Below are 22,074 nucleotides of genomic sequence, written 5' to 3'. Positions count from 1 at the left end.
CTAGCGGTCATGCCGCCTGACTTGCATCCCGATCTGGAGGCGCTGGCACCGCTGCTGGGGACCTGGGCCGGCCGCGGCTCAGGCTTCTACCCGACCATCCAGCCGTTCGAGTATGTCGAGGAAGTCGTGTTCGCCCACGTCGGCAAGCCGTTCCTGACCTACTCGCAAAAGACCAAGGCGGTGGCCGACGGCAGGCCCTTGCACGGCGAAACGGGATATTTCCGCGTGCCCCGCCCGGGCGCCGTCGAGCTGATCGTCGCCCACCCGAACGGCATCACCGAGATCGAGACCGGCACGTACACGCTGACCGGCGGCCGCATCGACGTGGAGCTGTCCAGCACCGCGATCGGGCTGGCCCCGAGCGCCAAAGAAGTGACCGCCCTTGGCCGTTCGCTGCGCATCGACGGCGACGAGCTGTCCTACACGCTGCGCATGGGTGGCGTGGGACAACCCCTGCAGGACCACCTGGTGGCCGTGCTGCACCGCCAGCCCTGAACTCAATCGACCTGTCGGACGCCGTCGTTGACGACGCGCCCGGCCACCCCGACCCAGCCCTCCGCGTTCCACGCGGTTTCGATGACCGAGCCCTTGCCCTGGGTGATGCGCAGGTCGCGGCTGAGGTAGTCGGTGAGCCGCATCGCCGCCGAGCCGGTCGCCTCGTCCTCCGGCACGCCGAGGTTCGCGAAGAACCCGCGCGTGCGCAAAGCCCCGGCGGCTTGATCGACCCACGCCCACAGGTAGTGCGCGGCGTCGTCCGGAAAATCCGCGGGGTCGGCGGCGAGAACGTCGTCGGCCGAATCGAATTCGTGGATCGCCACTTCCGGCGCCCATTCCGAGCGGGCGCTGACGCCGATCACGTCGTCCCGGTAGCTCACCTGCACGAGCCCCGCCGGCACCTGCAGCGTCTTGATCGGCCAACCGTTGTCGTGTAGCCACCACGCCGCGCCGACGGTCGGGTGCCCGGCGAACGGCAGCTCGGCGCGCGGCGTGAAGATCCGCATGTGCGCGGTGGCCGAGCCGGCGGCCGGGAGATCGATGAATACCGTTTCGGCGTAGCCCAATTGGGTCGCCAGCCGCTGCCGGTCCGCCGGTGCCACCCGAGCGCCCGAGCGTTCCAAGACCACACCGAGCCGGTTACCGAAATTCCCGTCCGAGTCGGTGAAGACGCGCAACACCGTCACGTCGATGCCCATGTCCCGACTGTACGGCCCGGGTCAAAGGGATTATCAGGTGGCGCTGCGTTCGTCGGAGCCCATGGCGTTCAGGACGGCGACGCGGGTGTCGGCCGGGCCGGTGACCGTGTTCGCGCCGCCCCCGGTGCGGAGCAACTGGCGAAGGGCGCCCTGGTCGTATTGGGAGGGCTCGGTGGTGTCGATGAAGCGCTCGACGACATCGATGAAGCGCGCCGGGTCGTCGTGGAACGGAAAGTGGCCCGAGCCTTCGAAAATCTCGAGCCGGGAGCCGGGCATCGCCGCGTGCGCCATCCAGGCGTGCCGGACTGGGACCACCACATCCTTGGTGCCCCAGACGATCTGCACGGGGATGGCCTCGGTCAAATAACATCGATCCAGCATCGTCACGATCTGCCCGCGCCAGTCCACCACCGCCCGCAGGGTGCGGCTGAACGCCGCCGAGGCCGTCGGCTCCGGCAGGTCGTCGAGGATGCGCAGCACGTTGGGCAGGTCGTGGCCCAGCGCGGTCGACCCGATCGCCAGCCCCGCCAGCTTCCCCGCCAGCTGAACCGCCGGTAGCACCAGGGGCAACCGCAACAGCGCCAGCGCCTCGCTGCCCATCGGCAACGACGCCAGCCGGAAGACGACGTTGACATCCTTGGTGACGCCGCCCGCGGCGACCAGGATCAGCCGGTCGACCAAATGCGGGAACTGGTAGGCGAATTGCATGGCCACCCCGCCGCCCAGCGAATGGCCGATGATCGTCACCCGCTCGATGTCGAGCACGGACAGCAGGTCGCGCATCCCGTTCGCGTAGGCGGCCGCCGAGTAGTCGGCGCGCGGTTTGTCGGATTTGCCGTGGCCCAGCAGGTCGGGGGCGATGACCGTGAATCGCTGTGCGAGCTTGGCCTGCACCGTGTTCCAGGTGGTGGAGTTGTCGCCGATGCCGTGGAGCAGCAAGATCGCCGGCCCGGAACCGGCGATCCGGTAGGCCCGCTGGTAGCCGTGGATGGTGCGGAACTCGAGCGTGGGCGCGGTGACTTCACGCACTGGGCGAAGGTTGCTCTTGCGCTTCCGCTCGGTCATCTCCGCCAACCTTGGTGTCGGCCCGGGCTATGGGCGTTTCGAAACCTCACGCCTGGTCGTCGTCGTTCTTCTTCTCCGCCTGCTGGGCAAGGAATCGCTCGAACTCTGCGCCAAGCTCGTCGCCGCTGGGGAGATCCTCGTCGTGGGTTAGTAACGATCTGTTCTCCTGAGCGTCGATGAACGCATCGTACTGGCGCTCGAGCGCGGCCACCACTTGAGCCACCTCCGCGCTCGCCTGCACCTGCTCGTCGATCTTGGCGCGAATCTCCGCCGCGGCCTCGGTCAGCGCCGACAGCGGAAGCTCCAGCGATCCGCTCTTGGCCACCTGCTCGAGCAGCGCCTGCGCGGCGGCCGGATAGTCGGTCTGCGTCAGGTAGTGCGGGACGTGCACGGTGAAGCCGACGACCTCGTGCCCGTGTTGGGCCATCCGATATTCCAGCAGGTTGGACGCGCTGCCGGGGACCTGGATCTCCGAGATCCACGGCTGGAAATCGGCGATCAGTTCCTTGTCGTTGGAATGCGCCGTCATCGTGATCGGCCGCGTGTGCGGGACCGCCATCGGGACGGTGCCCAGGCCGATCGTGCGCCGCACGCCCAGCCGGTCGGCCAGCAGGCGCACCGCGGTGATGAAACGCTCCCACTTCAGGTCCGGTTCCATGCCGGCCAGCAGCAGAAACGGGGTGCCGACGCTGTCGCGCAGGGCGTACAGGCTCAGCTCCGGGTCGTCGTAGTTGGTGAAGTGATCGGTCTTGAACGTCATCAGCGGCCGCCGCGAGCGGTAATCCAGCAATTCGTCGATCGCGAACGACGCGACCAGCTCGGTGTCCAGCGCGGCCTTCAGGTGGGTGGCGGCCAGCCGTATCGCGTGGCCGGCGTCGGAGAAACCCTCCAAGGCGTGCACCAAAACCGGGCCACGGCCGTCGGCCGCCGACAACTGGGGCGCCGGGAATTCCAGCTCGTACATGCCGGACTGTCCAGGCTGGTCGTACTTGTCGCCGTGGTTTTGATCGTGGGCCATCGGGTTCCTCCTTTCGGGGGCTTTTCCAGCATGCCCTGACCAGTGTCCCCCGAATCGGCGGGCACCAACAATGCAACAGCTAACACCCTGCAGTCTTCACCCCGGAACTCGCCAACCCGCGAACCGGATCCGCATGTCGGCCGGCAAACACGGCGGCGCGCGGGGAAGGGATGTGGTCTGCTCGACACCCCGTGGTCAGGCATGATGGACACGAAATGCGCATACGGACGCTGTTGCTGTGCTCGGGGGTCGGCCTGCTGACGTTGTTGACGTCGTGCACCCGGCCGGCCGAGCCTGCGGCGCGCCCGGTCGTGTCCGTTCCCGTGGCCACCGGGCCGCTGGTCCAGCGGCTCAGCCAGCCCCAGCAGAAGGCGGTCGCGGGTCCGGTGGACCCGGACCGGCGGGTCGGCGCGATCTTCATCAACGACGGCCCCCTGCACGTCTGCACGGGTTCCGTCATCCATTCGGCCACCGGCAATCTGATGATCACCGCGGCGCACTGCCTGGCCGGTGCCGCCAAGATGACCTTCGTTCCCGGCCTCGCCGGTGACGGCGCGCCCGCTCCCACCGATGTGTGGAAGGCCGACGCCGTCTACCTCGACCCGCGCTGGATCGCCGGCAAGGATCCGCACGCGGACTACGCGATCGCGCGGGTCAGCAACAACGCCGGCGCCTCGGTCGAGTCGTACGTCGGGCTGGCGCTGACGCTGGGCGTCGCGCCGCCTCCCGGTAGCCGTGTCACCGTGCTCGGGTACGCGGCCGGGGTGGGCGGCTCGCCGATCGGCTGCCAGGCCAGCACGTCGCTCAACGACACCGGTTTTCCGTCGCTGGCGTGCGAGGGGCTGGTGGACGGCACCAGCGGCGCGCCGTGGGTGAGCGGCACCACGCTCACCGGCCTGATCGGCGGTTTCGAGCGCGGCGGGTGCGCGGCGAACGTGTCGTACTCGGCGCCGTTCGACGCCCAAACCGCGCAATTGCTGGCCCGCGCCGAGGCCGGCGGCCCCGGCGACCGGGTGCCGGGCGACCTCGACGACAGCTGTTAGATCAGCGGCGGAACTGGGACAGCGCGCGCATCTTGTTGGTCACGTCCAGCGCGGCCACCTTGTAGGCCTCCGAGAACGTCGGATAGTTGAACACCGCGTCGACCAGGTAGTCGACCGTTCCGCCGCAGCCCATCACGGCCTGCCCGATGTGCACCATCTCGGTGGCGCTGGTGCCGAAGATGTGCACCCCGAGCAGCTTGCGGTCGTCGGTCGACACCAGCAGCTTGAGCATGCCGTACGAGTCGCCGGCGATCTGGCCGCGGGCCAGCTCCTTGTACCGCGCCACCCCCACCTCGTAGGGGATCGAGTTCTTGGTCAGCTCCACCTCGGTGGCCCCGACGTAGGAGATCTCGGGGATCGAGTAGATGCCGATGGGCTGCAGGTCGGTGATGCCGTCGCAGGCTTCCCCGAACGCGTGGTAGGCGGCCAGCCGGCCCTGTTCCATCGAGGTCGCGGCCAGGGCGGGGAATCCGATGACGTCGCCCACGGCGTAGATGTGCTCGACCTTGGTCCGGAACTTGTCGTCGACCCAGATCCGGCCCCGCCCCTCGACCTCGAGGCCCGCGTTTTGCAGGTCCAGGTGATCGGTCTGGCCCTGGCGCCCGGCGGAGTACATGACGGTCTCGGCGGGAATCTGCTTGCCGCTGGCCAGCGTGGTGACCGTGCCCGCGGCCCCGACGTCGACGGCGGTGACCTCCTCGCCGAACCGGAACGTCACCGCCAGGTCGCGCAGGTGGAATTTGAGCGCCTCGACCACCTCGGGGTCGCAGAAGTCCAGCATGTCGTCGCGCTTTTCGACGACCGTGACCTTGGTGCCCAGGGCGGCGAACATGGACGCGTACTCGATGCCGATCACGCCGGCGCCGACGACGACCATCGAGCCCGGCAGCGTCTTGAGATCGAGGATCCCGTCGGAGTCGAGCACCCGGTCCTCGTCGAACTCGACGCCGGACGGCCGCGCCGGCCGGGTGCCGGTGGCGATGACGATGTATTCGCCGCTGACAGTGGTCATCTCGCGGCGGCCCGGGTCCTCCACGACGACGGTGTGCGGGTCGACGAAGCGGCCGTGACCGACCAGCAGGTCGATCCGGTTGCGCATCAACTGGTTGCGCACCACGTCGACTTCCTTGCCGATCACGTGCTGCGTGCGCGCCAGCAGGTCGGCCGGGGTGATCCGGTCCTTGACGCGGTAGCTGGCCCCGTAGAGCTCGCGCTGGTTCATCCCGGTGAGGTAAAGCACCGCCTCGCGCAACGTCTTTGACGGGATCGTGCCCGTGTTGACGCAGACACCGCCAAGCATTCGGCCGCGTTCGATGATGGCGACCGATTTGCCTAGCTTGGCCGAGGCGATGGCGGCCTTCTGGCCGCCCGGTCCCGAACCGATGACGACGATGTCGTACTCCTGCATCGAACCCATGGCATAGACGATAAGGCCCACAGTCCAGACTTTCTCCACAGACGAGCGGCGCGATCCCGTTGCGCGGGCACGCTGTGACGGTGCCGGCGGTCAGCGTTGGTGCCCATGACGACGCATCAACCTGATTTCAAGCTCAATCGCCCCGGAGCGCTGATCGCCGCGCTACCGGCCGTTCTCGGCTTCGTTCCGGAGAATTCATTGGTCCTGGTGTCCCTGGAACAGGGCGAACTGGGATCGGTGATGCGGGTCGATCTCTCTCAGCATCTCGTCGAGCGCGTCGGGCACCTGGCCGAGGTCGCCGGCGCGGCGCGGCCGGAGGCGGCGATCGCGGTGATCGTCGACGCGGACGGCGCGCATTGTCCGAGCTGCAACGAGGAATACCGGCTGTTGTGCGGGGAGCTCGCAGAGGCGTTGGCGCAGCGGGGGATTCAACTGTATGCCGCGCACGTGGTGGATCGGGTGGCCCGGGGCGGGCGCTGGCAATGCGTGGACGGCTGCGGCGCCGGCGGCCCGGTCGACGACCCCTCCGCGTCGCCGTTGGCCGCGGCGGCGGTGCTGGACGGCCGGCGACTCTACGCCCGGCGCGCCGACCTGCAGGCCGTCATCGCGCCCGACGCGGCGCGCAGCGCCGGGTTGGCCGACGCGGTCCGGCGACAGGCGGCCAAGCGGGAGGCGGCGCAGCGCGACGATCCCGTGGCCTGTGCCCGCCGTGACGTGCGCCGCGCCATGGCGGTCGCGCGGCGCGTCGCCGCCGGCGAGATGCCGTCGCGCGCCCAGCTCGCGGCGTTGGGCTGCGCGCTGAGCGATGTGCAGGTGCGCGACACGCTGTATGCCCTGGCGGTCGGCGAGCGGGCGGACGAGGCCGAGTCGCTGTGGGCGCTGCTGGCCCGCTGCCTGCCGCCGCCCTGGCGCGTCGAGGCGCTGGTGCTGCTCGCGTTCAGCGCGTACGTCCGCGGCGACGGCCCGCTCGCCGGTGTGTCGCTGGAGGCCGCGCTGCGTTGCGACCCCGGCCACCGGATGGCGGGCATGCTGGATCAGGCGTTGCAGTCCGGGATGAAGCCGAGCGACATCCGGGACCTGGCGGCCACCGGCTACCGGCTGGCCAAGCAGCTGGGCGTGCGGCTGCCGCCGCGACGGGCGTTCGGGCGCCGGGCGGGCTAGTGGCGGGTCACCACCATCGGGCTAGGCGCTCAGACCTTCTCGACTTTGACGGCGTGCGCCATCTCGTGCGGCAGGGTGACGTTCTCGTGGCCCGGGATGAGGATGGTGACCCCGCCGCCGGACGGGCTGGTCTCGACGGTGACGCGTGCGTTGGGAACCACGCCGGCGTCCTTGAGGCGGGTGATCAGATCGATGTCGCCCTGGACGTGTTCGGTGAGTTGCCGGACGACCACCGCCACCGGCGATCCGGCGGGCAGCTCGGTCAACCGGACGAGACTGACCCCGTCGGCGCCGGAGTCGGGTCCCACGCCCAGGTCCAGCAGGCCCGGAATCGGGTTGCCGAACGGGGAGGTGGTCGGGTTGTTGAGCACCTTCACGAGCCGCCGTTCGACCTCCTCGCTCATCACGTGCTCCCAGCGGCACGCCTCGGCGTGCACCTCTTCCCAGGGGACGCCGATGACGTCGACGAGCAATCGTTCGGCGAGGCGGTGCTTGCGCATCACGGCGATGGCCAGCGCCCGGCCCTTGTCGGTGAGTTCCAGGTGGCGGTCGCCGGCGACGTGGAGCAATCCGTCGCGCTCCATGCGGGACACGGTCTGGCTGACGGTCGGACCGCTTTGTTCGAGGCGTTCGGCGATCCGGGCGCGCAGCGGCGTCACGCCCTCTTCCTCCAGGTCGTAGATGGTCCGCAGGTACATCTCGGTGGTATCAACCAGCTCGTTCATCCAGCACCCTCCATTGACGCTGAGTCTACTTGGCCAGCTGCACGAATGGGTCCAACGCCTCTTGCGGATGTCCCCGGCAAGCAGTATGCCCGCCGCTCCCGCGACGGGCATACCGACTTGCTATTAGCTCTGGGGGTATCAGCTGGCGTACGACCGAAGCCGATCGGCGCGCTCGCCGTTGCGCAGCTTGGACATCACGTCACGCTCGATCTGGCGGACCCGCTCGCGGGACAGCCCGAACAGCTTGCCGATCTGATCCAGCGTGCGCGGCTGGCCGTCATCCAGGCCGAAGCGCAGCCGGATGACCTGGTGCTCGCGCTCGTCGAGAGTGGCCAGCACACTGCGGATGTCGGTGTGCAGCAGCTCGGCGATCACCGCGTTCTCCGCGGACATCGCCTCGGCGTCCTCGATGAAGTCGCCCAGCGGGGCCTCTTCCTCGGAGCCGACGGGCATGTCCAGGCTCACCGGGTCGCGGCTGTGCTCGAGCAGGTCGTTGATCTTCTCGACCGGGATGCCGGATTCGGCGGCGAGCTCCTCGTCGGTGGCCTCACGTCCCAGGTTCTGGTGCATCTCCCGCTTGATCCGCGCCAGCTTGTTGACCTGCTCGACGAGGTGGACCGGCAGCCGGATGGTGCGGCTCTGGTCGGCCATGCCGCGGGTGATGGCCTGGCGGATCCACCAGGTGGCGTAGGTGGAGAACTTGAATCCCTTTGTGTAGTCGAACTTCTCCATTGCGCGGATCAGACCCAGGTTGCCCTCCTGGATGAGGTCCAGCAGCGGCATCCCCCGACCCGTGTAGCGCTTGGCCAGCGAAACCACCAGGCGCAGGTTCGCTTCCAGCAGGTGGCGGCGCGCCGCCTGGCCATCGCGCGCGACGGCCTCCAGGTCCCGTTTGCGGTTCTCGCCAAGGCGCTTACGAGTCTCCAGCAGATGCTCGGCGTACAGGCCGGCCTCGATTCGCTTGGCCAGCTCGACCTCGCCCGCCGCGTTCAGCAGCGCCGTCTTACCGATGCCATTGAGATACACGCGCACCAGGTCCGCTGCGGGGCTTTGAGCATCCAGATCGCCGTCGATCCTGCTTGTGCTGGCGTTCGCCATAGCGACCTCCCGTTCGGCTTTGCACTGTCAAGAAGTCCAACGATGGATCCGCCCTGGGAGTTCCCGCCAAGTTGCGATCTCACACGCCTTGACGTGCACAGATGTGCCGACGACCTGAGAATGTCCTGAGAAGTGCGCCGCGCGGACGCTTAGCCGGAACCGTCGCGGCGCGGTCGCCGCGGCTCGAGCGCGGGGTGCTCCGCCGTCGGGAACAGGGGAGTGCGCCGCCGCTCCTGCTCGAACCGCCTGGGCTCATCCTTGCGGCGCGGCGGCCGGTCGTTGGCGATCAGCACCGCCATCCACGGCAACGGCACCGAGGCCGCCACGATGAGCAGCGAGATCAATCCGTTGTGCCAGGCACCGTACGCGACCGCGGCCAGGATGAGCGCCGGAATCCGAAACGCCATCAGGGTCAGGTATTTCCGCACCCGGGCGCGATGCTCCTCCTCGTACGAGGGTGCGGCCGAGGTGATCAAGACGGGGCGGCTGGTGTCGTCGAAGCCGTCGAACCCTGGCTCTTCGCCGCGCTTCATATGTCCACTGTCCCACAACCAACCGATTCCGGTACCGGCGAGTCAGGGGGCACAATGTGAGGCATGCAGACCCAGACGATCGAACGCACCGAGACCGACGAACGCGTCGACGACGGGACCGGCAGCGATACCCCGAAGTACTTCCACTACGTCAAGAAGGACAAGATCGCCGAGAGCGCGGTCATGGGCAACCACGTGGTGGCCCTGTGCGGCGAGGTGTTTCCCGTCACGCGGGCGGCCAAGCCCGGCTCCCCGGTCTGCCCGGAGTGCAAGCGGATCTACGAGCACCTCAAGAAGGACTGATCAGGCCGGCGGCTCGGCCGTCGCCACGTCGGGCGGCGTTACCCGCGCCGCGGGCAAATCCGCAATCCGCTTCGGTCCGGGCCGGCGGGTCAGCAGCCAGTTGCGCAGCCGATGGGCATGGGTCCTCGGCGCGGGGAACTCCTCCTGGATGGCGGCGTTGAGCTCGGCCCCGAGCATGATCGCGAAACCGCCGAAGAACGCGAACAGCAGAAACGCGATCGGCGTCGACAGCGCGCCGTACGTGTAGCCGGTGCTGGTGATCCACCTCAGGTAAAAGCGCAGGCCCAGCGTCGCGATCAGGAACACCGCCGTGGCCAGGATGGCGCCCAGCACCAGCCGATGACTCGGCAGCGGCACCGGCAGCGCCACCCGGTACAGCAGCATGATCCCGATCATCAGGCCCAGGATCAGCGCCGGGTAGTAGCCGTAGCGCAGGACGTTGGACAGGCCGACCGGGATGTGTTCGCTGACCTTGCGCGGTCCCACCACCATCACCGGCGCGGCCACGACCGCGAACACCAGCATCACCATGTAGAGGAACAGCGAGAAGAAACGCTGCCGCACCGGGTGTCGCAGCGGGGTCTGGTCGTGGGCCTCCACCACGGCGTCGACGAACGACGAGATCGCCGACGATCCGGCCCACAGCGAGATCAAGAAACCGAGCGACACCACCTCGCCGCGCGCGTTGGCGGTGATGTCGCGGATGGTGGGCTCGATGATCTCGTTGACGACGCTCGGCGAGAAGAAGCTGTGCGCGGTGGAGATAATGCTTTTCTCGATCGCGGACAGCGTGTCCTTCCCGAACAGCGGCGCGACGTAGGCCAGGCTGCCGAGCATTCCCAACAGCAGGGGCGGTGTGGAAAGCGCCGACCAGAATCCCGCCTGGGCCGACTCGGAGAAAATGGAGTCGTCCCAGCTTTTGGCCAGGGCTCTAAGGCTGATTTGCCAGACATGGTGGCGGGACGGCCGTGCGGCTTGGACGCTCATACCGGTCCAGCATTACCGATGACCGCCCGCGCAGCCCACATTGCCCAGGGGTGAGTTCGGCTGGACTAGCTTTCGCTGACCTCCAGCACGGCGTCCTGCTCGGTCAGCTTCGACTGGTGCTGGTTCGCGTGGTGCTGGCAGAAGAGAAGCTCAAGTCCGGAAGGCAGCTTGGCGCGGACTCGAGCAGCGGCACCGCAGCGGTCGCAGCGGTCCGCTCTGGTGAGCTCGGGACTGGTCAGAGTTGCGTGCATGGCTTCTCCGTTCTCGTTCATTCACTGTCTCAGACGTGTGGCGTTTTCGCCTTGTTCCCCGATCGTTGTCGGGTGTGTCGTTTCTCACGGGTTTTAAGCTGACCGACTGTGACCGTCCCCGCCGGCGTCCTGGTGCACCTGTGCGGCCGCGAGGAGTGGTCCCGCGCCCGCGATCGAGGGGGGATTTCGCCCGACGCGCCGGGCCCGGACGGGTCGGTGTTCGTCCATCTGTCGGTGCCCGAGCAGGTGCATCTGCCGGCCAACCGGCTCTACCGCGGCCGCGACGACCTGGTCCTGCTGCAGATCGACCCGGCCCGGCTGGGCTCGCCGGTGCGCTGGGAGCCCGGGGTGGCGACGGATCCGGAGTCCATGCTGTTCCCGCATCTGTACGGGCCACTGCCGGTCGGGGCTGTGATCGCGGTCACCGCCTATCCGCCCGGGCCCGACGGCACCTTCGCGCCGGTCGCGCGGCCTGCCGGTTCGACGTAGGCGTCGGCCTCGATCTCCACCAGCAGCTCGGGCGCGATCAGCGCCGAAACCTCGACCATGGTCGCCACCGGACGGATCTCGCCGAAGACCTGTGCGTGCACCGACGCGACCTCACGCCAGCGCGAAATGTCGGTCAGGTAGACGCGGGTGCGCACCACGTCGGTGAGCGCGGCGCCCGCCTGCCCCAGCGCAATCTCGATGCGCCGCAGAGCGTCTCGGGCCTGGGCGGCGACGTCACCGGCCGGTCCGGTGCCGGTCGTTCCGGCCACCGCCACGTGCGGCCCGACGCGCACCGCGCGCGAATACCCGACCGCCGACTCGAACTCGGAGCCGGACGACACGATTGTGCGGTTGGTTGGCATGCGGTCACGGTACGCGCGATTGGCTTGGCCACCAAAGGCTTTACGCGCGCAACCGCCGGTGGTAGGTGTGCTGTGTGGGAAAAGCGGTCGCGGATGAGCAACAGGGCCCGGTGACCCGGGTCAACATCGGCACGCCGAACGTCGGAATCCGCATGGCGCAAGCATTTTCGATCACCGCGCGAAATTCCGCGGGCGCGACCGTGCACGGGTTAGGAGTGATCAGATGACGCCCGGCATCTCGGAGGACGCGCTCGTCGCGCAGGAGGCTCGCTTCGCGCGGGCGTTCGCCGCCCACGATCTGTCGTCGGCGCGGGACCTCTACCAGCCCGACGTGGTGTACGTGAGCCCGACGGTGCGCCTCTTCGACTGGCCCGAACGAATCGACGGCGTCGAGCGCACGCTCGAGTTCATCGGGCTCACCATTCGCGACTGCGCGGAAATCCATTACGAGGCAATCGATTACGCCATCACGCCCGGCGCGGACGCCGCGTTTGTGTTGGTGCGGTTCGACTGGACCGTGGGCGACGAACGGCTGCGCTCGACGTACGCGGTCCGCTACCGCTACCGCGACGGCCGGATAGCCCGCCAGGAGTTGTACTACGACCCCAGCGGTGCGCTGGAGCGACTCCGTCCGAACCGCGATTAACCGGTGACGGCCGATATAGCATTCCGCCATGATGCGTGTCGCGATCGTGGGTGGGGGCGCCGCCGGTGTGCTCGCCGCGGTTCAGCTGCGCCGCAGTAAACCCGACGCGCAGATCACGCTGATCGACGCGTCGGGCCGTCCCGGCACCGGTGCGGCGTACGGCACCGACGACCCGACCCACTTGTTGAACGTGCCCGCCCAGCGCATGTCCGCCTGGCCGGACGATCCCGATCACTTTTGCCGCTGGCTCGACGAGCGGGCCGTCACGCCGGTCGAGGGCTTCGCGCCGCGCCTCGCGTACGGCCGCTACCTGCGAGAACAGCTCGCGACCGCCGACGTGCGGATCGAGATCGCCGAGGTCGTCGGGTTGGAGCCGGGCGCGCCCACGCACGTCAAGCTGAACGACGGGCGTTCGCTGCCCGCCGATGCCGTCGTGCTCGCGACCGGGCGGCCCGCGGGCGGCATGCCCGAGTCGCTGGAACGTGCCTTCGCCCCGGTGTTGGCCTTGGGCGCGGACTCGGCCGCCGACGGCAGGGTCGTGGTGGATCCGTGGGCGCCCGGCGCGCTCGCCGCCCTCGGTGCGCGCCGTCCCGCGAGCGTCTTGGTGGTCGGGTCGGGACTCACGGCCGTCGACGTCGCGCTGCACCTCATCGCGCGCGGCGCCGCCGTCACGTTGCTGTCGCGTCACGGGGCGCTCCCGCGGCGATTCCGCGACACCGGGCCGCCGACGGAAGTGCCGAACCTCGACGCGCTCGGCGCCGAGGTCTCGCTCGACGAGTTGCGCGCCGCGCTTGGCGCGGATCTCGCGCACGCGCGCGAAACCGGTTGCGACTGGCGACAAGTGGTCGACGCGGTGCGGCCGCGCACAGTGCGGCTGTGGCGATCGTTGGGGTGGGAGGACCAACGCCGGTTCCTGCGTGAGGACTTGCGCGGTTGGGAGGTCCTGCGCCATCGCATGCCGCCCACGATCGCCGCCGCGATCTACGCCGCGATCAACAACGGCCAACTGATCATCGACGCGGGCGACGTCGCCGACGTCTCGCTGCGCGGCGACGGCGTTGAACTGGTCGTGACGACAAGTTGGCGTTCGGTGCGCCGCCGCGGTGACGCAGTCGTCGTCGCCACGGGCGCGGCGTGGGATCGGCGCTCCCTGCAACGCTCCCCGCTCTGGGCGAACCTGTTGGGCACCAACGTCGCGTCGCCGCACCCGTCCGGCGTCGGAGTGCGCCTCGACCCCGACGGCCACCTCATCGACGGGGCCGGGGCGACGGTCCCGGGCATCGTGTGCCTGGGCTCGATCCGCCAGGGCGAGGAGTGGGAGACCACCGCGATCCCCGAAATCCGAGCCCAGGCGGCCGCCATCGGGCAGCTGCTCGCCGGCGACACCCGCGACCGTCCGGTCCGGGCACCCCGTCTGATCAGGGCCGCGCCCCAATTGGTTGGCGCGCAGGCCTTGTACGCGGAGGGGGTGCGTCGCCTGCTCGCGGTCCAGGACGGCGCGTCGGCGGCCTTCGCCGCCGCGGTCGCCGAGGATCCTCGCCACGCGCGTGCGCACGTCGCCCTCGCGATGATCGCCACCGAACGGCCCGACCGCGCGGGCGGTCCCGACGCGGTCACCGGCCACCTCGCCCGGGCGCGCGCGGCGCTCGCCCACGGCAGCGACGAGGACCGCAGCCACGTCGAAGCCATCGCCACGTGGTGCGAGAAAGGCAACGCCGCGGGCACCGACGCACTCATCGATCACCTCGACCGCGTGCCGGACGACGCGGTCGCGTTGCTCGTGCTGGCGCCGTCGATCGCGTTCGCGGGCGCCGGCGACGCGTTGCCGGACGCGTGGCAGTACGTCGAGCGCTTCACCGGCGTGCACGGCGAGGCGCCGTGGTATCTCGGCTTGCGCGCCTACGGGCGGACGGAGCAGGGCCTCTGGTATGACGCGGCCGATTTGGCCGACGCCGCGCTCGAACTAGATCCGGGCAACGGCAACGCCGCGCACGCGCTGTCCCACGTGCACTACGAGACCGACGCGCACGGCGCCGGGTTGAAGTGGCTGACGGCCTGGATCGCGGGCGAGGGTCGCACCCAGCGCTATGTCCCGCACTTTCAGTGGCACGCTGCGCTGCACGAGCTGGCGATGGGCGACGCGGCCGCCGCGGCGCGCCGGTACGCCGCGTTTCTCGCGCCGCCGCACTCCAAGGACGTTCGTTGTCTCGTCGACGCCGGTTCGCTGGCATGGCGCGCGCGCCTGCATCCGGACTGGGTTACCCCGCCCGACCCGATGGCGGTGCTCGCCGAGGCCGGCTCGCTCGCGTACTCGCCGCAGACGCCGTTCATCGCGTTTCACGCGCTGCTGGTGCTGGCCGCCGCGAACGACCCGGCCGCGATCCGCGCGATCGACGTTCCGGGCGCGACCGACGCGCAGGCAACGACCCTGCGCCTCATCGGCGAAGGCCTGATCGCCTTGACCGAGGGCGAGCCACGCGCCGCGCTCGACTATCTCCTGGAATCGCTGCCCGGGCTCCCGTCGATCGGGGGTAGCCGGGTGCAGCAAGAAGTGGTGCTCGAAACGGCGTTGGCCGCGATGCTCCAGCTCGGTGCGCCGGGTCAAGCGGCGCGCTTGTTGTCGCGGCATCGCGCCGCGCCCGGCCCGCCGGTGACCCGTGGTGCCGTCAACTAGTCGAGGTAGTCGCGCAACACCTGGGAACGGCTGGGGTGGCGCAGTTTTGACATCGTCTTGGACTCGATCTGGCGGATGCGCTCGCGGGTCACGCCGTACACCTGCCCGATCTCGTCCAGGGTGCGCGGCTGGCCGTCGGTGAGCCCGAAGCGCAGCCGTACTACGCCGGCTTCGCGCTCGGACAGCGTCTCCAGCACCGACTGCAGCTGGTCCTGCAGCAGCGTGAACGACACCGCGTCGACGGCCACCACCGCCTCGCTGTCCTCGATGAAGTCGCCGAGCTGGCTGTCGCCCTCGTCGCCGATGGTCTGGTCCAGCGAAATCGGCTCGCGCGCGTATTGCTGGATCTCGAGCACCTTCTCGGGCGTGATGTCCATCTCCTTGGCCAGCTCTTCGGGCGTGGGCTCGCGGCCCAGGTCCTGAAGCAGCTCGCGCTGGATGCGGCCCAGCTTGTTGATCACCTCGACCATGTGGACCGGGATGCGGATGGTGCGCGCCTGGTCGGCCATCGCCCGGGTGATCGCCTGGCGGATCCACCACGTGGCGTAGGTGGAGAACTTGTATCCCTTTGTGTAGTCGAACTTCTCGACCGCGCGGATGAGGCCCAGGTTGCCTTCCTGGATGAGGTCGAGGAACGCCATCCCGCGGCCCGTGTAGCGCTTGGCCAGCGACACCACCAGGCGCAGGTTCGCTTCCAGCAGATGGTTTTTCGCGCGGTCGCCGTCGCGGCAGATCCACATCATGTCGCGACGCTGGGCGGCGGGCAGCTTGTCGCCGCGCTCGGCGTGCTCGGTCATCAGCTGCGTGGCGTACAGGCCGGCCTCGATCCGCTTCGCGAGCTCGACCTCTTCCTCCGCGTTGAGCAGCGCCACCTTGCCGATCTGCTTGAGGTAGGCGCGAACCGAGTCCGCGGAGGCGGTGAGTTCGGCGTCCTTGCGGGCCTGCCGCAGCGCCTCGGATTCGTCCTCGTCCCAGACGAAATCGCCGGAAGCCTTGTCCTTTTCGGAGGGCTCGGCGATCTCCTCCTCGGCGGGGGCGGCCTTGGTCTTCGCGGCGGGCGCGGCCGCGGCGTCCTCGCCCTCCTCGGGGTCGTCCGCCTCGATGTCGGCGTCTTCGCCGTCGGCGGCTTCGTCGACCTCGAGGTCGTCGAGATTCAGGTCGATGTCCAGGTCCTCACCGGGCTCGACCTCGAGATCCGGCTCGGCGTCGAGATCCTCGACCTCCACCTGGGCGCCGTCGGTGTCGAGCTCGTCGGCACCCGGGCCGGCCTTGGACGCCGCCTTCGTGCCGCGGCCGGCCGGCGCCTTGGCGCCCTTGGCCGCGGAGCGGGTTTTCTTTGGGGCCTCGGCGGCCGCTTCAGCCTCGTGGCCCCGGGCGGATTTGGTGGCCCCCGGCGCGGCCTTGGCGGCCCGCTTGGCCGGGGCGGCGGCGCCGTTGGCGGCCTTCGCCGGCGGTCGCTTGGCGGGGGACGACGGAGACTTCGTGGCGGTGCGTTTCACCGGCTCATCGGTCGCCGGGCTTGCCTTGGTCGCTGCCACGTACACCCCTTCGGTCGGACGCACTTTCGGTGGGTCTGGGCATGGTTAACCGAAAGTGTCTGCTATGTCGAATGTCGGCGTTGGAGATCAGCGTGAGTGCTCGCACGCTTTCAGTCGGGCGGTCGCCGAGCACCATTGTAACGACAGCGCGCGCTCCCACCGGCCTACCGGGCAAAATTCAGTGCGTCACGTCCGAGGTCGAGGCCATCGCCGCGCCCACGATGCCGGCGGTGTTTTGCAGGGCTGCGGCCACCACCGGGGTGCGATTTTGCAGCAGCGGCAGCCATTTGTCGGCCTTGCGGCTGATGCCGCCGCCCGCGATGAACAAATCCGGCCAGATCGCGTTCTCGATGGCCACCAGCACCCGTGTGACCTGCTGGGTCCACTTTTCGTAGCTCCAGCCGTTGCGCTCCTTGACCGACGACGCCGCCCGCTGCTCGGCCTCCTTGCCGCCCACCTCGAGGTGGCCGAACTCGGTGTTGGGAATCAGGATCCCGTTGTGGATGAGAGCCGACCCGATACCCGTCCCGAAGGTCAGCAACACGACCACCCCGGCCTTGTCCCGGCCCGCCCCGTAGTGCTGCTCGGCCAGCCCGGCGGCATCGGCGTCGTTGAGGATCGTGACGTCCTGGCCGTTCAGTTCGGCGCTGATGATGTCCCGGGCGTTGGTGCCGATCCATGACTTGTCGACGTTGGCCGCCGTCTGGACGACGCCGTGGGTGACGACGCCGGGATAGGTCACCCCCAGGGGCCCGGTCCAGCCGAACCCGTTGACGACCTCGGCGATGGCCTTGGCGACCGCCGGCGGCGTCGCCGGTTGCGGGGTCAGCACCTTGATGCGTTCGCCGATCAGCAGCCCGGTGTCCATGTCGACGATGCCGCCCTTGATGCCGCTGCCGCCGACGTCGACGCCGAAGCCCCGGCGCTGCGGCTTGCCGGTGGCCGCGTCGGGTGGCGCGCCAGTGATCGAGTCGGTGCTGGTCATCGAAACTCCTCGGCGAGACTTGGCCTGTCCGATCACCTTAGCTCCACGGATACCCCGGCTGGGGGTCTGCGCGCGGCCGTGGCGTCTGTGATGCGATGGCTGGGTGACGCAAGGCAATGACGAGCGGGCCGAGCCCGGGCAGCTGCGTTCGGTGGCGGAAAAGTTGGCCGCCGAGGCCGCCGAGTTCGTCCGTCGCCGCCGCGCCGAGGTGTTCGGGCCGTCGGCGCCCGGCGGGTCCGGGGCGGGCAGCGGCGCGGTGCGGTCGAAGACCACCCCGACCGATCCGGTGACCGTCGTCGACACCGAGACCGAGCGGCTGCTGCGGGATCGCTTGGCGCAGCGGCGGCCCGGGGACCCGATCCTCGGGGAGGAGGGCGGCGGGCCCGCCGATGCCGCGCCGCCCGGCACGGTCACCTGGGTGCTCGATCCCATCGACGGCACAGTGAATTTCGTCTACGGCATCCCCGCCTACGCGGTGTCGGTGGGCGCGCAGATCGACGGCGTGTCGGTGGCGGGGGCGGTCGCCGACGTCGTCGCCGGGCGCGTCTACTCCGCGGCGACCGGCCTTGGCGCGCACGTCACCGATGGCGGCGAGACGCGCCCGCTGCGCTGCTCCGCCGTCGGCGAGTTGTCGATGGCGTTGCTGGGCACCGGGTTTGGCTATTCGCGGCGGCGCCGGGCCAGCCAGGCGGCGCTACTAGCGCACATTTTGCCGGCGGTGCGCGACGTGCGCCGCATCGGTTCGGCGGCGCTGGACTTGTGCATGGTCGCGGCGGGCCGGCTGGACGCCTTCTACGAGCACGGGCTGCAGGTGTGGGACCGCGCGGCGGGCGCGCTGATCGCGGCCGAGGCGGGCGCCCGCGTCCTGGTGCCGGAGCCCAACGGCGCGGAGGCACTGGTGGTGGCCGCCGCCCCCGGAATCGCCGACGAGCTGCTGGCCGCGTTGGAACGTTGCGGCGGCCTGGCGCCGCTGCCGGACTGAAGGGATCAGCAGCTGCTGGCGTGAATCTTTTGCAGCAGTGCGGGATCCGACGGCTCGGTGGCGCCCGGGCGCAGGCTGGCCAGCACCGCGTCGATGTTGTCGTTGTGGGCCAGCGCGCCGAACTCGGTGCCGAGGGACAGGTCGACGGAGTCGTCGGCGCGGTTGTCGTTGAACAGCTCGGCGCACGGCGCCACCAGCCACACCGCGGCCGCGCTCGCCTGTCCGGCGGTGCCGAAGCGGATCTGGCCCACGCAGTTGAGCCGGGTGCCGGCGTAGAGGGGGTCGTTGGCGGCGGTCGGCTGGGCGAAGCCCAGGTCCTTCATCGCGCCGGCGACGTCACCGGCCTGGCCGCCGCGGCCGCTGGCGTTGAGGACGCGGACCTTGGTGTCGCCGAGCTTGGCCGGGTTGACGTCGGCCATGGCGCTGCGTGACACCTGCTCCCCGAGTTGGGGCGCCGCCGACCCGGGCGGCTGCGGCGGCGGGTTGCACACCACGGCCTCGTGCACCTTCGCCGGTCGCGTCAGCGCCACCGTCCACACCACGGCGGTGGCCACCACCAGCAGCGCCACCACGACGATGGCGGGCCGGGGGTTGCGGCGCCGAAAGGGACGTCCATGCTTGTCAAAAGCGGTACCCTCGGTGATTTGCGCGACCACAGGGGAACTCTAACTGCACCGTTTAGGACTCAAGACAAGGGTCAATCCGGGGTTGTGACGTAAATCACACGTTAATGGCACGTGATACGGGCACGAATCGTTTGGTGGATGCGTTCGACGCTGGTACAAAGCGTTGCTTGAGGTACGAGAGGGCTGCGAGGGGACGAGACGATGCCTACCGACTATGACGCTCCGAGGCGCACCGAGACAGACGACGTTTCGGAAGACTCGCTGGAGGAGCTCAAAGCGCGACGGAACGAGGCGGCCTCGGCCGTGGTCGACGTCGACGAATCCGAATCCGCCGAATCTTTCGAGCTTCCCGGCGCCGACCTGTCCGGTGAGGAGCTGTCCGTACGCGTCATTCCGAAGCAGGCCGACGAGTTCACCTGCTCGAGCTGCTTTCTGGTTCAACACCGCAGCCGTCTCGCCAGCGAGAAGAACGGCGTGATGATCTGTACCGACTGCGCAGCCTGATCGGTCAGCTACGCAATGCCGACAGCACCCGCTCCGGGTGACGGCAGCTCACCAGCCAGTACGGCGTCGGATCGTCTGGGTCATCGAGGACCACCAGAACCATCGGGCCGACCCATGCCCGGTGCAGCACGAAGGCCGCCGGATCGAGCTGCCGGCCGAGGGCTGCGGATTTCGCCGCGGGGGCGATCTGCGCGGAGCGGGCGATCACGTTGACCGGCAGGTGCGCCTCGCCGGCCCACAGTTCGACGCCGCCCGGGGCGGCGGGGTCCGCGGTGACACGGATCTCGACCCGGCCCAGCCACAGCAGGGTCCCGGCCGCGACCACGAACAGCGTTGCGTACGGCAGCCAGTCGGGCAGGGACCGAACCCCGAGGTTGACTTCGAACGCGATGAGCGCCGCCAGCCCGAACGCCAGTGGCCACCACCACCATGGCACCCAAAGTCGTTCGCGATATCGCACACTGTGCGGCGCGACGCGCGTGGCAGACACGCGGTCAAGGGTAGTCTGTGGCCCCGTGTCGACCAGTCTGGCCATCGTCCGCCTTGATCCCGAGCTTCCGCTGCCCAGCCGCGCCCACCACGGCGACGCCGGCGTCGATCTGTACAGCGCGGAAGACGTGAAGCTCGACCCCGGGCAGCGCGCGTTGGTGCGAACGGGCGTGGCCGTCGCCATTCCGTTCGGCATGGTGGGCTTGGTGCACCCACGCTCCGGATTGGCTGCGCGGGTTGGGCTTTCGATCGTCAACAGCCCGGGTACCATCGACGCCGGCTATCGCGGCGAGGTCAAGGTCGCGCTGATCAATCTCGACCCTGCCGAGCCGATCATGGTGCACCGCGGCGACCGGATCGCCCAATTGCTGGTGCAGCGGGTCGAATTGGTCGAGCTGGTCGAGGTGTCGTCGTTCGACGAGGCCGGGCTGGCCGAAACATCCCGTGGCGACGGTGGCCACGGTTCCTCCGGCGGACATGCGAGTTTGTGATGGCAGCTAGAAGATCAGACAACGACGAGTCGGCGGCCCAGGCGGACGTCGTCGCCGAGCCGGTCGACGAACAGTTCGAGGAAGAGCTCGAGGGCCCGTTCGACATCGACGACTTCGACGACCCCGCGGTCGCCGAGCTGGCCCGCCTCGACCTGGGTTCGGTGCTCATTCCCATGCCGGAGGCCGGCCAGCTGCAGGTCGAGCTGACCGAGACCGGCGTGCCCAGCGCGGTGTGGGTCGTCACGGCCAACGGCCGGTTCACGATCGCCGCCTACGCGGCCCCGAAGACGGGCGGGCTGTGGCGCGAGGTGGCCGGTGAGCTGGCCGAGTCGCTGCGCAAGGACTCGGCGAAGGTCAGCATCAAGGACGGCCCGTGGGGCCGGGAGGTGGTCGGCACCGCCTCGGGCGTGGTGCGCTTCATCGGGGTCGACGGCTACCGCTGGATGATCCGCTGTGTCGTCAACGGTTCGCACGAGACCATGGAAGCGCTGGAGCAAGAGGCACGAACGGCGTTGGCGGACACCGTGGTTCGCCGCGGCGACACACCGCTGCCGGTGCGGACCCCGTTGCCCGTGCAGCTGCCCGAGCCGATGGCCGAACAGCTGCGGGCGGCCGCCGCCGCGCAGCAGCAGCAGGCCCAGGAGCAGCCGCAGCCGTCCGACGAACCGGCCGCGCGCCGCAGCGCCGAGGGCTCGGCGATGCAGCAGCTGCGCACGACGACCGGCGGGTAAGGCTTAGTGGCGATCGCAAGCGCGGCGTAGCCGGGCGAAGCGGGTCGCCACCATCCGACTACAGGCTGGCCAGCGCGGCCAGGCAGGCGGCGCCCAGCGCGGCGGTGTCCGTGCCCATCTGATCCAGCGTCACGGTCCACAGGGCCGCGCGCGGCGCCGCGGCCACCCAGTCGACGGCCACCTGCAGCGGGTGGATCGGGTCGTCGATCGCCGCGGCCACCGCCAGCGGCGTGGTCAGCCGGGCCAGGTCGGCGCAACTGGGCGCGACGTAGGCCGCCGCCTCGTCCATGGCGTCGGGCAATTGCGGCCATTGGGCGCGCCACGACCGGGTCAGCTCGTCGGCCAACCACGGCGGACTGGACGCCCGCATCTGCGCCGTCGTCGCCGCCAATCCGTCGGCCCGCAGCTGCGCCGCCGAATGCCGCGCCGCCAGCGCCGCCGGCGCGTCGTCCGGGGCGCCCGCCCAGGCGGGCAGCGCGGCCAGCACGGCGACCGTGCGCCCGGGATGGGCGAGCGCCCACGCGGTCGCCACGGCCGCGCCGATCGAGACACCGCCGACGCCGATCGGGCCGTCCCGGGCGGCGTCGTCCAGCGCGCGCAGGTAGCCCTCGACCAATCCCTGCGGGCGCGGCGGCGGGGCCACCAGCGTTGCGCCGATCTCGCGCAACGGGCCGGAAAACGCCCGGTGGACGTAGTCGTCGTCGGAGCCGGTTCCGGGCAACAACACCGTCGCGACACCGCGCAGATCGACAGTCACCCTTCG

The 22,074-nt window shown here is 69.7% G+C and carries 26 protein-coding genes and 1 pseudogene; 12 read left to right on the top strand and 15 right to left on the bottom strand.

The features are described from left to right. Window positions 1–9: 9 nt before the first annotated feature. A complete protein-coding gene (locus tag AC5Y5E_RS08025) occupies window positions 10–495 on the top strand; it encodes a peroxynitrite isomerase (protein ID WP_499902440.1) in 486 nt (161 codons plus the stop codon). Window positions 496–497: 2 nt separating this feature from the next. Here AC5Y5E_RS08025 and AC5Y5E_RS08020 read toward each other — a convergent pair whose 3' ends face one another. The 3 genes from AC5Y5E_RS08020 to AC5Y5E_RS08010 are packed head-to-tail and all read right to left on the bottom strand — an operon-like array spanning window position 498 to window position 3,276. After that, entirely contained in the window at window positions 498–1,193 is a 696-nt protein-coding gene (locus tag AC5Y5E_RS08020) for a PhzF family phenazine biosynthesis protein (protein WP_499902439.1), read from the bottom strand. A 33-nt stretch (window positions 1,194–1,226) separates the two neighbouring features. Further along, complete coding sequence (locus AC5Y5E_RS08015; protein ID WP_499902438.1) at window positions 1,227–2,258, bottom strand: alpha/beta fold hydrolase; 1,032 nt, start codon at window positions 2,256–2,258, stop codon at window positions 1,227–1,229. A 46-nt stretch (window positions 2,259–2,304) separates the two neighbouring features. Continuing rightward, window positions 2,305–3,276 (bottom strand): proteasome assembly chaperone family protein, encoded by a 972-nt coding sequence (locus AC5Y5E_RS08010; protein WP_499902437.1) that lies wholly within the window; start codon window positions 3,274–3,276, stop codon window positions 2,305–2,307. A 215-nt stretch (window positions 3,277–3,491) separates the two neighbouring features. On the opposite strand from AC5Y5E_RS08010, the gene AC5Y5E_RS08005 reads away from it, so the two are divergent. Next, entirely contained in the window at window positions 3,492–4,319 is an 828-nt protein-coding gene (locus AC5Y5E_RS08005) for a trypsin-like serine peptidase (RefSeq protein WP_499902436.1), read from the top strand. Between the two features lies 1 nt (window position 4,320). Here AC5Y5E_RS08005 and sthA read toward each other — a convergent pair whose 3' ends face one another. Then, window positions 4,321–5,727: a Si-specific NAD(P)(+) transhydrogenase gene (gene sthA / locus AC5Y5E_RS08000; protein ID WP_499902634.1), complete on the bottom strand. Its 1,407-nt coding sequence runs from the start codon at window positions 5,725–5,727 to the stop codon at window positions 4,321–4,323. Window positions 5,728–5,841: 114 nt separating this feature from the next. Between sthA and AC5Y5E_RS07995 the strand changes: the two genes are divergently transcribed. Then, window positions 5,842–6,897 (top strand): DUF4192 domain-containing protein, encoded by a 1,056-nt coding sequence (locus AC5Y5E_RS07995; protein ID WP_499902435.1) that lies wholly within the window; start codon window positions 5,842–5,844, stop codon window positions 6,895–6,897. Window positions 6,898–6,926: 29 nt separating this feature from the next. Here the strand turns inward: AC5Y5E_RS07995 and AC5Y5E_RS07990 are convergent, their stop codons facing one another. The 3 genes and pseudogenes from AC5Y5E_RS07990 to AC5Y5E_RS07980 all read right to left on the bottom strand — a co-directional run bounded on the left by AC5Y5E_RS07990 (window position 6,927) and on the right by AC5Y5E_RS07980 (window position 9,271). Next, the gene (locus tag AC5Y5E_RS07990; protein WP_499902434.1) at window positions 6,927–7,622 is read right to left on the bottom strand and encodes an iron-dependent transcriptional repressor DtxR; all 696 of its coding nucleotides are present in this window, start codon (window positions 7,620–7,622) and stop codon (window positions 6,927–6,929) included. Between the two features lie 138 nt (window positions 7,623–7,760). Continuing rightward, window positions 7,761–8,723 (bottom strand): annotated as a pseudogene (locus tag AC5Y5E_RS07985) (sigma-70 family RNA polymerase sigma factor); the annotation flags it as partial. Window positions 8,724–8,869: 146 nt separating this feature from the next. Then, window positions 8,870–9,271 carry a DUF3099 domain-containing protein gene (locus AC5Y5E_RS07980; RefSeq protein WP_499902433.1) on the bottom strand — a complete coding sequence of 134 codons (402 nt, stop codon included), beginning with the start codon at window positions 9,269–9,271 and terminating at the stop codon, window positions 8,870–8,872. A gap of 45 nt (window positions 9,272–9,316) precedes the next feature. Between AC5Y5E_RS07980 and AC5Y5E_RS07975 the strand changes: the two genes are divergently transcribed. Continuing rightward, window positions 9,317–9,556, top strand: a complete 240-nt coding sequence (locus tag AC5Y5E_RS07975) for a DUF3039 domain-containing protein (protein ID WP_067156931.1) — start codon at window positions 9,317–9,319, stop codon at window positions 9,554–9,556. On the opposite strand, the gene AC5Y5E_RS07970 is transcribed toward AC5Y5E_RS07975, so the two are convergent. Both AC5Y5E_RS07970 and AC5Y5E_RS07965 read right to left on the bottom strand, forming a co-directional pair. Then, complete coding sequence (locus AC5Y5E_RS07970) at window positions 9,557–10,543, bottom strand: YihY/virulence factor BrkB family protein (RefSeq protein WP_499902432.1); 987 nt, start codon at window positions 10,541–10,543, stop codon at window positions 9,557–9,559. Between the two features lie 65 nt (window positions 10,544–10,608). Further along, window positions 10,609–10,794: a DUF7455 domain-containing protein gene (locus AC5Y5E_RS07965; RefSeq protein ID WP_067006660.1), complete on the bottom strand. Its 186-nt coding sequence runs from the start codon at window positions 10,792–10,794 to the stop codon at window positions 10,609–10,611. A gap of 108 nt (window positions 10,795–10,902) precedes the next feature. Between AC5Y5E_RS07965 and AC5Y5E_RS07960 the strand changes: the two genes are divergently transcribed. Beyond that, on the top strand, window positions 10,903–11,283 hold the full coding sequence (locus AC5Y5E_RS07960) for a DUF952 domain-containing protein (RefSeq protein WP_499902431.1): 381 nt from the start codon (window positions 10,903–10,905) through the stop codon (window positions 11,281–11,283). On the opposite strand, the gene AC5Y5E_RS07955 is transcribed toward AC5Y5E_RS07960, so the two are convergent. Beyond that, window positions 11,223–11,645: a RidA family protein gene (locus AC5Y5E_RS07955; RefSeq protein WP_499902430.1), complete on the bottom strand. Its 423-nt coding sequence runs from the start codon at window positions 11,643–11,645 to the stop codon at window positions 11,223–11,225. The two genes, AC5Y5E_RS07960 and AC5Y5E_RS07955, sit on opposite strands and share 61 nt — an antisense overlap. Before the next feature lie 74 nt (window positions 11,646–11,719). Between AC5Y5E_RS07955 and AC5Y5E_RS07950 the strand changes: the two genes are divergently transcribed. Genes AC5Y5E_RS07950 through AC5Y5E_RS07940 form a run of 3 tightly spaced genes read left to right on the top strand, consistent with a single transcriptional unit; the run spans window position 11,720 to window position 14,965 of the window. Next, on the top strand, window positions 11,720–11,872 hold the full coding sequence (locus AC5Y5E_RS07950; protein ID WP_499902429.1) for a hypothetical protein: 153 nt from the start codon (window positions 11,720–11,722) through the stop codon (window positions 11,870–11,872). Continuing rightward, window positions 11,869–12,291, top strand: a complete 423-nt coding sequence (locus AC5Y5E_RS07945) for a nuclear transport factor 2 family protein (protein WP_499902428.1) — start codon at window positions 11,869–11,871, stop codon at window positions 12,289–12,291. Before AC5Y5E_RS07950 ends, AC5Y5E_RS07945 begins: the two co-directional genes overlap by 4 nt. Window positions 12,292–12,319: 28 nt before the next feature. Then, window positions 12,320–14,965, top strand: a complete 2,646-nt coding sequence (locus AC5Y5E_RS07940; RefSeq protein ID WP_499902427.1) for an FAD/NAD(P)-binding protein — start codon at window positions 12,320–12,322, stop codon at window positions 14,963–14,965. On the opposite strand, the gene AC5Y5E_RS07935 is transcribed toward AC5Y5E_RS07940, so the two are convergent. Beyond that, the gene (locus AC5Y5E_RS07935) at window positions 14,962–16,503 is read right to left on the bottom strand and encodes an RNA polymerase sigma factor (protein ID WP_499902426.1); all 1,542 of its coding nucleotides are present in this window, start codon (window positions 16,501–16,503) and stop codon (window positions 14,962–14,964) included. The genes AC5Y5E_RS07940 and AC5Y5E_RS07935 overlap by 4 nt on opposite strands. 178 nt (window positions 16,504–16,681) lie before the next feature. Continuing rightward, window positions 16,682–17,488, bottom strand: coding sequence for a polyphosphate--glucose phosphotransferase (gene ppgK / locus AC5Y5E_RS07930; RefSeq protein WP_499902425.1), 807 nt, complete (start codon window positions 17,486–17,488; stop codon window positions 16,682–16,684). Window positions 17,489–17,591: 103 nt separating this feature from the next. On the opposite strand from ppgK, the gene AC5Y5E_RS07925 reads away from it, so the two are divergent. Further along, a complete protein-coding gene (locus AC5Y5E_RS07925; RefSeq protein ID WP_499902424.1) occupies window positions 17,592–18,470 on the top strand; it encodes an inositol monophosphatase family protein in 879 nt (292 codons plus the stop codon). A gap of 5 nt (window positions 18,471–18,475) precedes the next feature. Here AC5Y5E_RS07925 and cei read toward each other — a convergent pair whose 3' ends face one another. Further along, the gene (gene cei, locus AC5Y5E_RS07920) at window positions 18,476–19,126 is read right to left on the bottom strand and encodes an envelope integrity protein Cei (RefSeq protein ID WP_499902423.1); all 651 of its coding nucleotides are present in this window, start codon (window positions 19,124–19,126) and stop codon (window positions 18,476–18,478) included. Window positions 19,127–19,297: 171 nt separating this feature from the next. On the opposite strand from cei, the gene AC5Y5E_RS07915 reads away from it, so the two are divergent. Beyond that, complete coding sequence (locus AC5Y5E_RS07915; protein WP_003919098.1) at window positions 19,298–19,600, top strand: DUF4193 domain-containing protein; 303 nt, start codon at window positions 19,298–19,300, stop codon at window positions 19,598–19,600. A gap of 4 nt (window positions 19,601–19,604) precedes the next feature. On the opposite strand, the gene AC5Y5E_RS07910 is transcribed toward AC5Y5E_RS07915, so the two are convergent. Beyond that, the gene (locus AC5Y5E_RS07910) at window positions 19,605–20,090 is read right to left on the bottom strand and encodes a DUF3093 domain-containing protein (RefSeq protein WP_499902422.1); all 486 of its coding nucleotides are present in this window, start codon (window positions 20,088–20,090) and stop codon (window positions 19,605–19,607) included. Between the two features lie 25 nt (window positions 20,091–20,115). Here AC5Y5E_RS07910 and dut point away from each other — a divergent pair, with 25 nt between their 5' ends. Then, the gene (gene dut, locus AC5Y5E_RS07905) at window positions 20,116–20,580 is read left to right on the top strand and encodes a dUTP diphosphatase (RefSeq protein ID WP_499902421.1); all 465 of its coding nucleotides are present in this window, start codon (window positions 20,116–20,118) and stop codon (window positions 20,578–20,580) included. Continuing rightward, on the top strand, window positions 20,580–21,311 hold the full coding sequence (locus AC5Y5E_RS07900; protein ID WP_499902420.1) for a DUF3710 domain-containing protein: 732 nt from the start codon (window positions 20,580–20,582) through the stop codon (window positions 21,309–21,311). Before dut ends, AC5Y5E_RS07900 begins: the two co-directional genes overlap by 1 nt. 58 nt (window positions 21,312–21,369) lie before the next feature. Here the strand turns inward: AC5Y5E_RS07900 and AC5Y5E_RS07895 are convergent, their stop codons facing one another. Further along, window positions 21,370–22,068, bottom strand: a complete 699-nt coding sequence (locus AC5Y5E_RS07895) for an alpha/beta hydrolase (protein ID WP_499902419.1) — start codon at window positions 22,066–22,068, stop codon at window positions 21,370–21,372. Window positions 22,069–22,074: the final 6 nt, after the last annotated feature.

The sequence above is a fragment of the Mycobacterium sp. NGS54 genome, from assembly GCF_059812465.1.
This window is presented reverse-complemented; position numbering and strand designations above follow the sequence as displayed.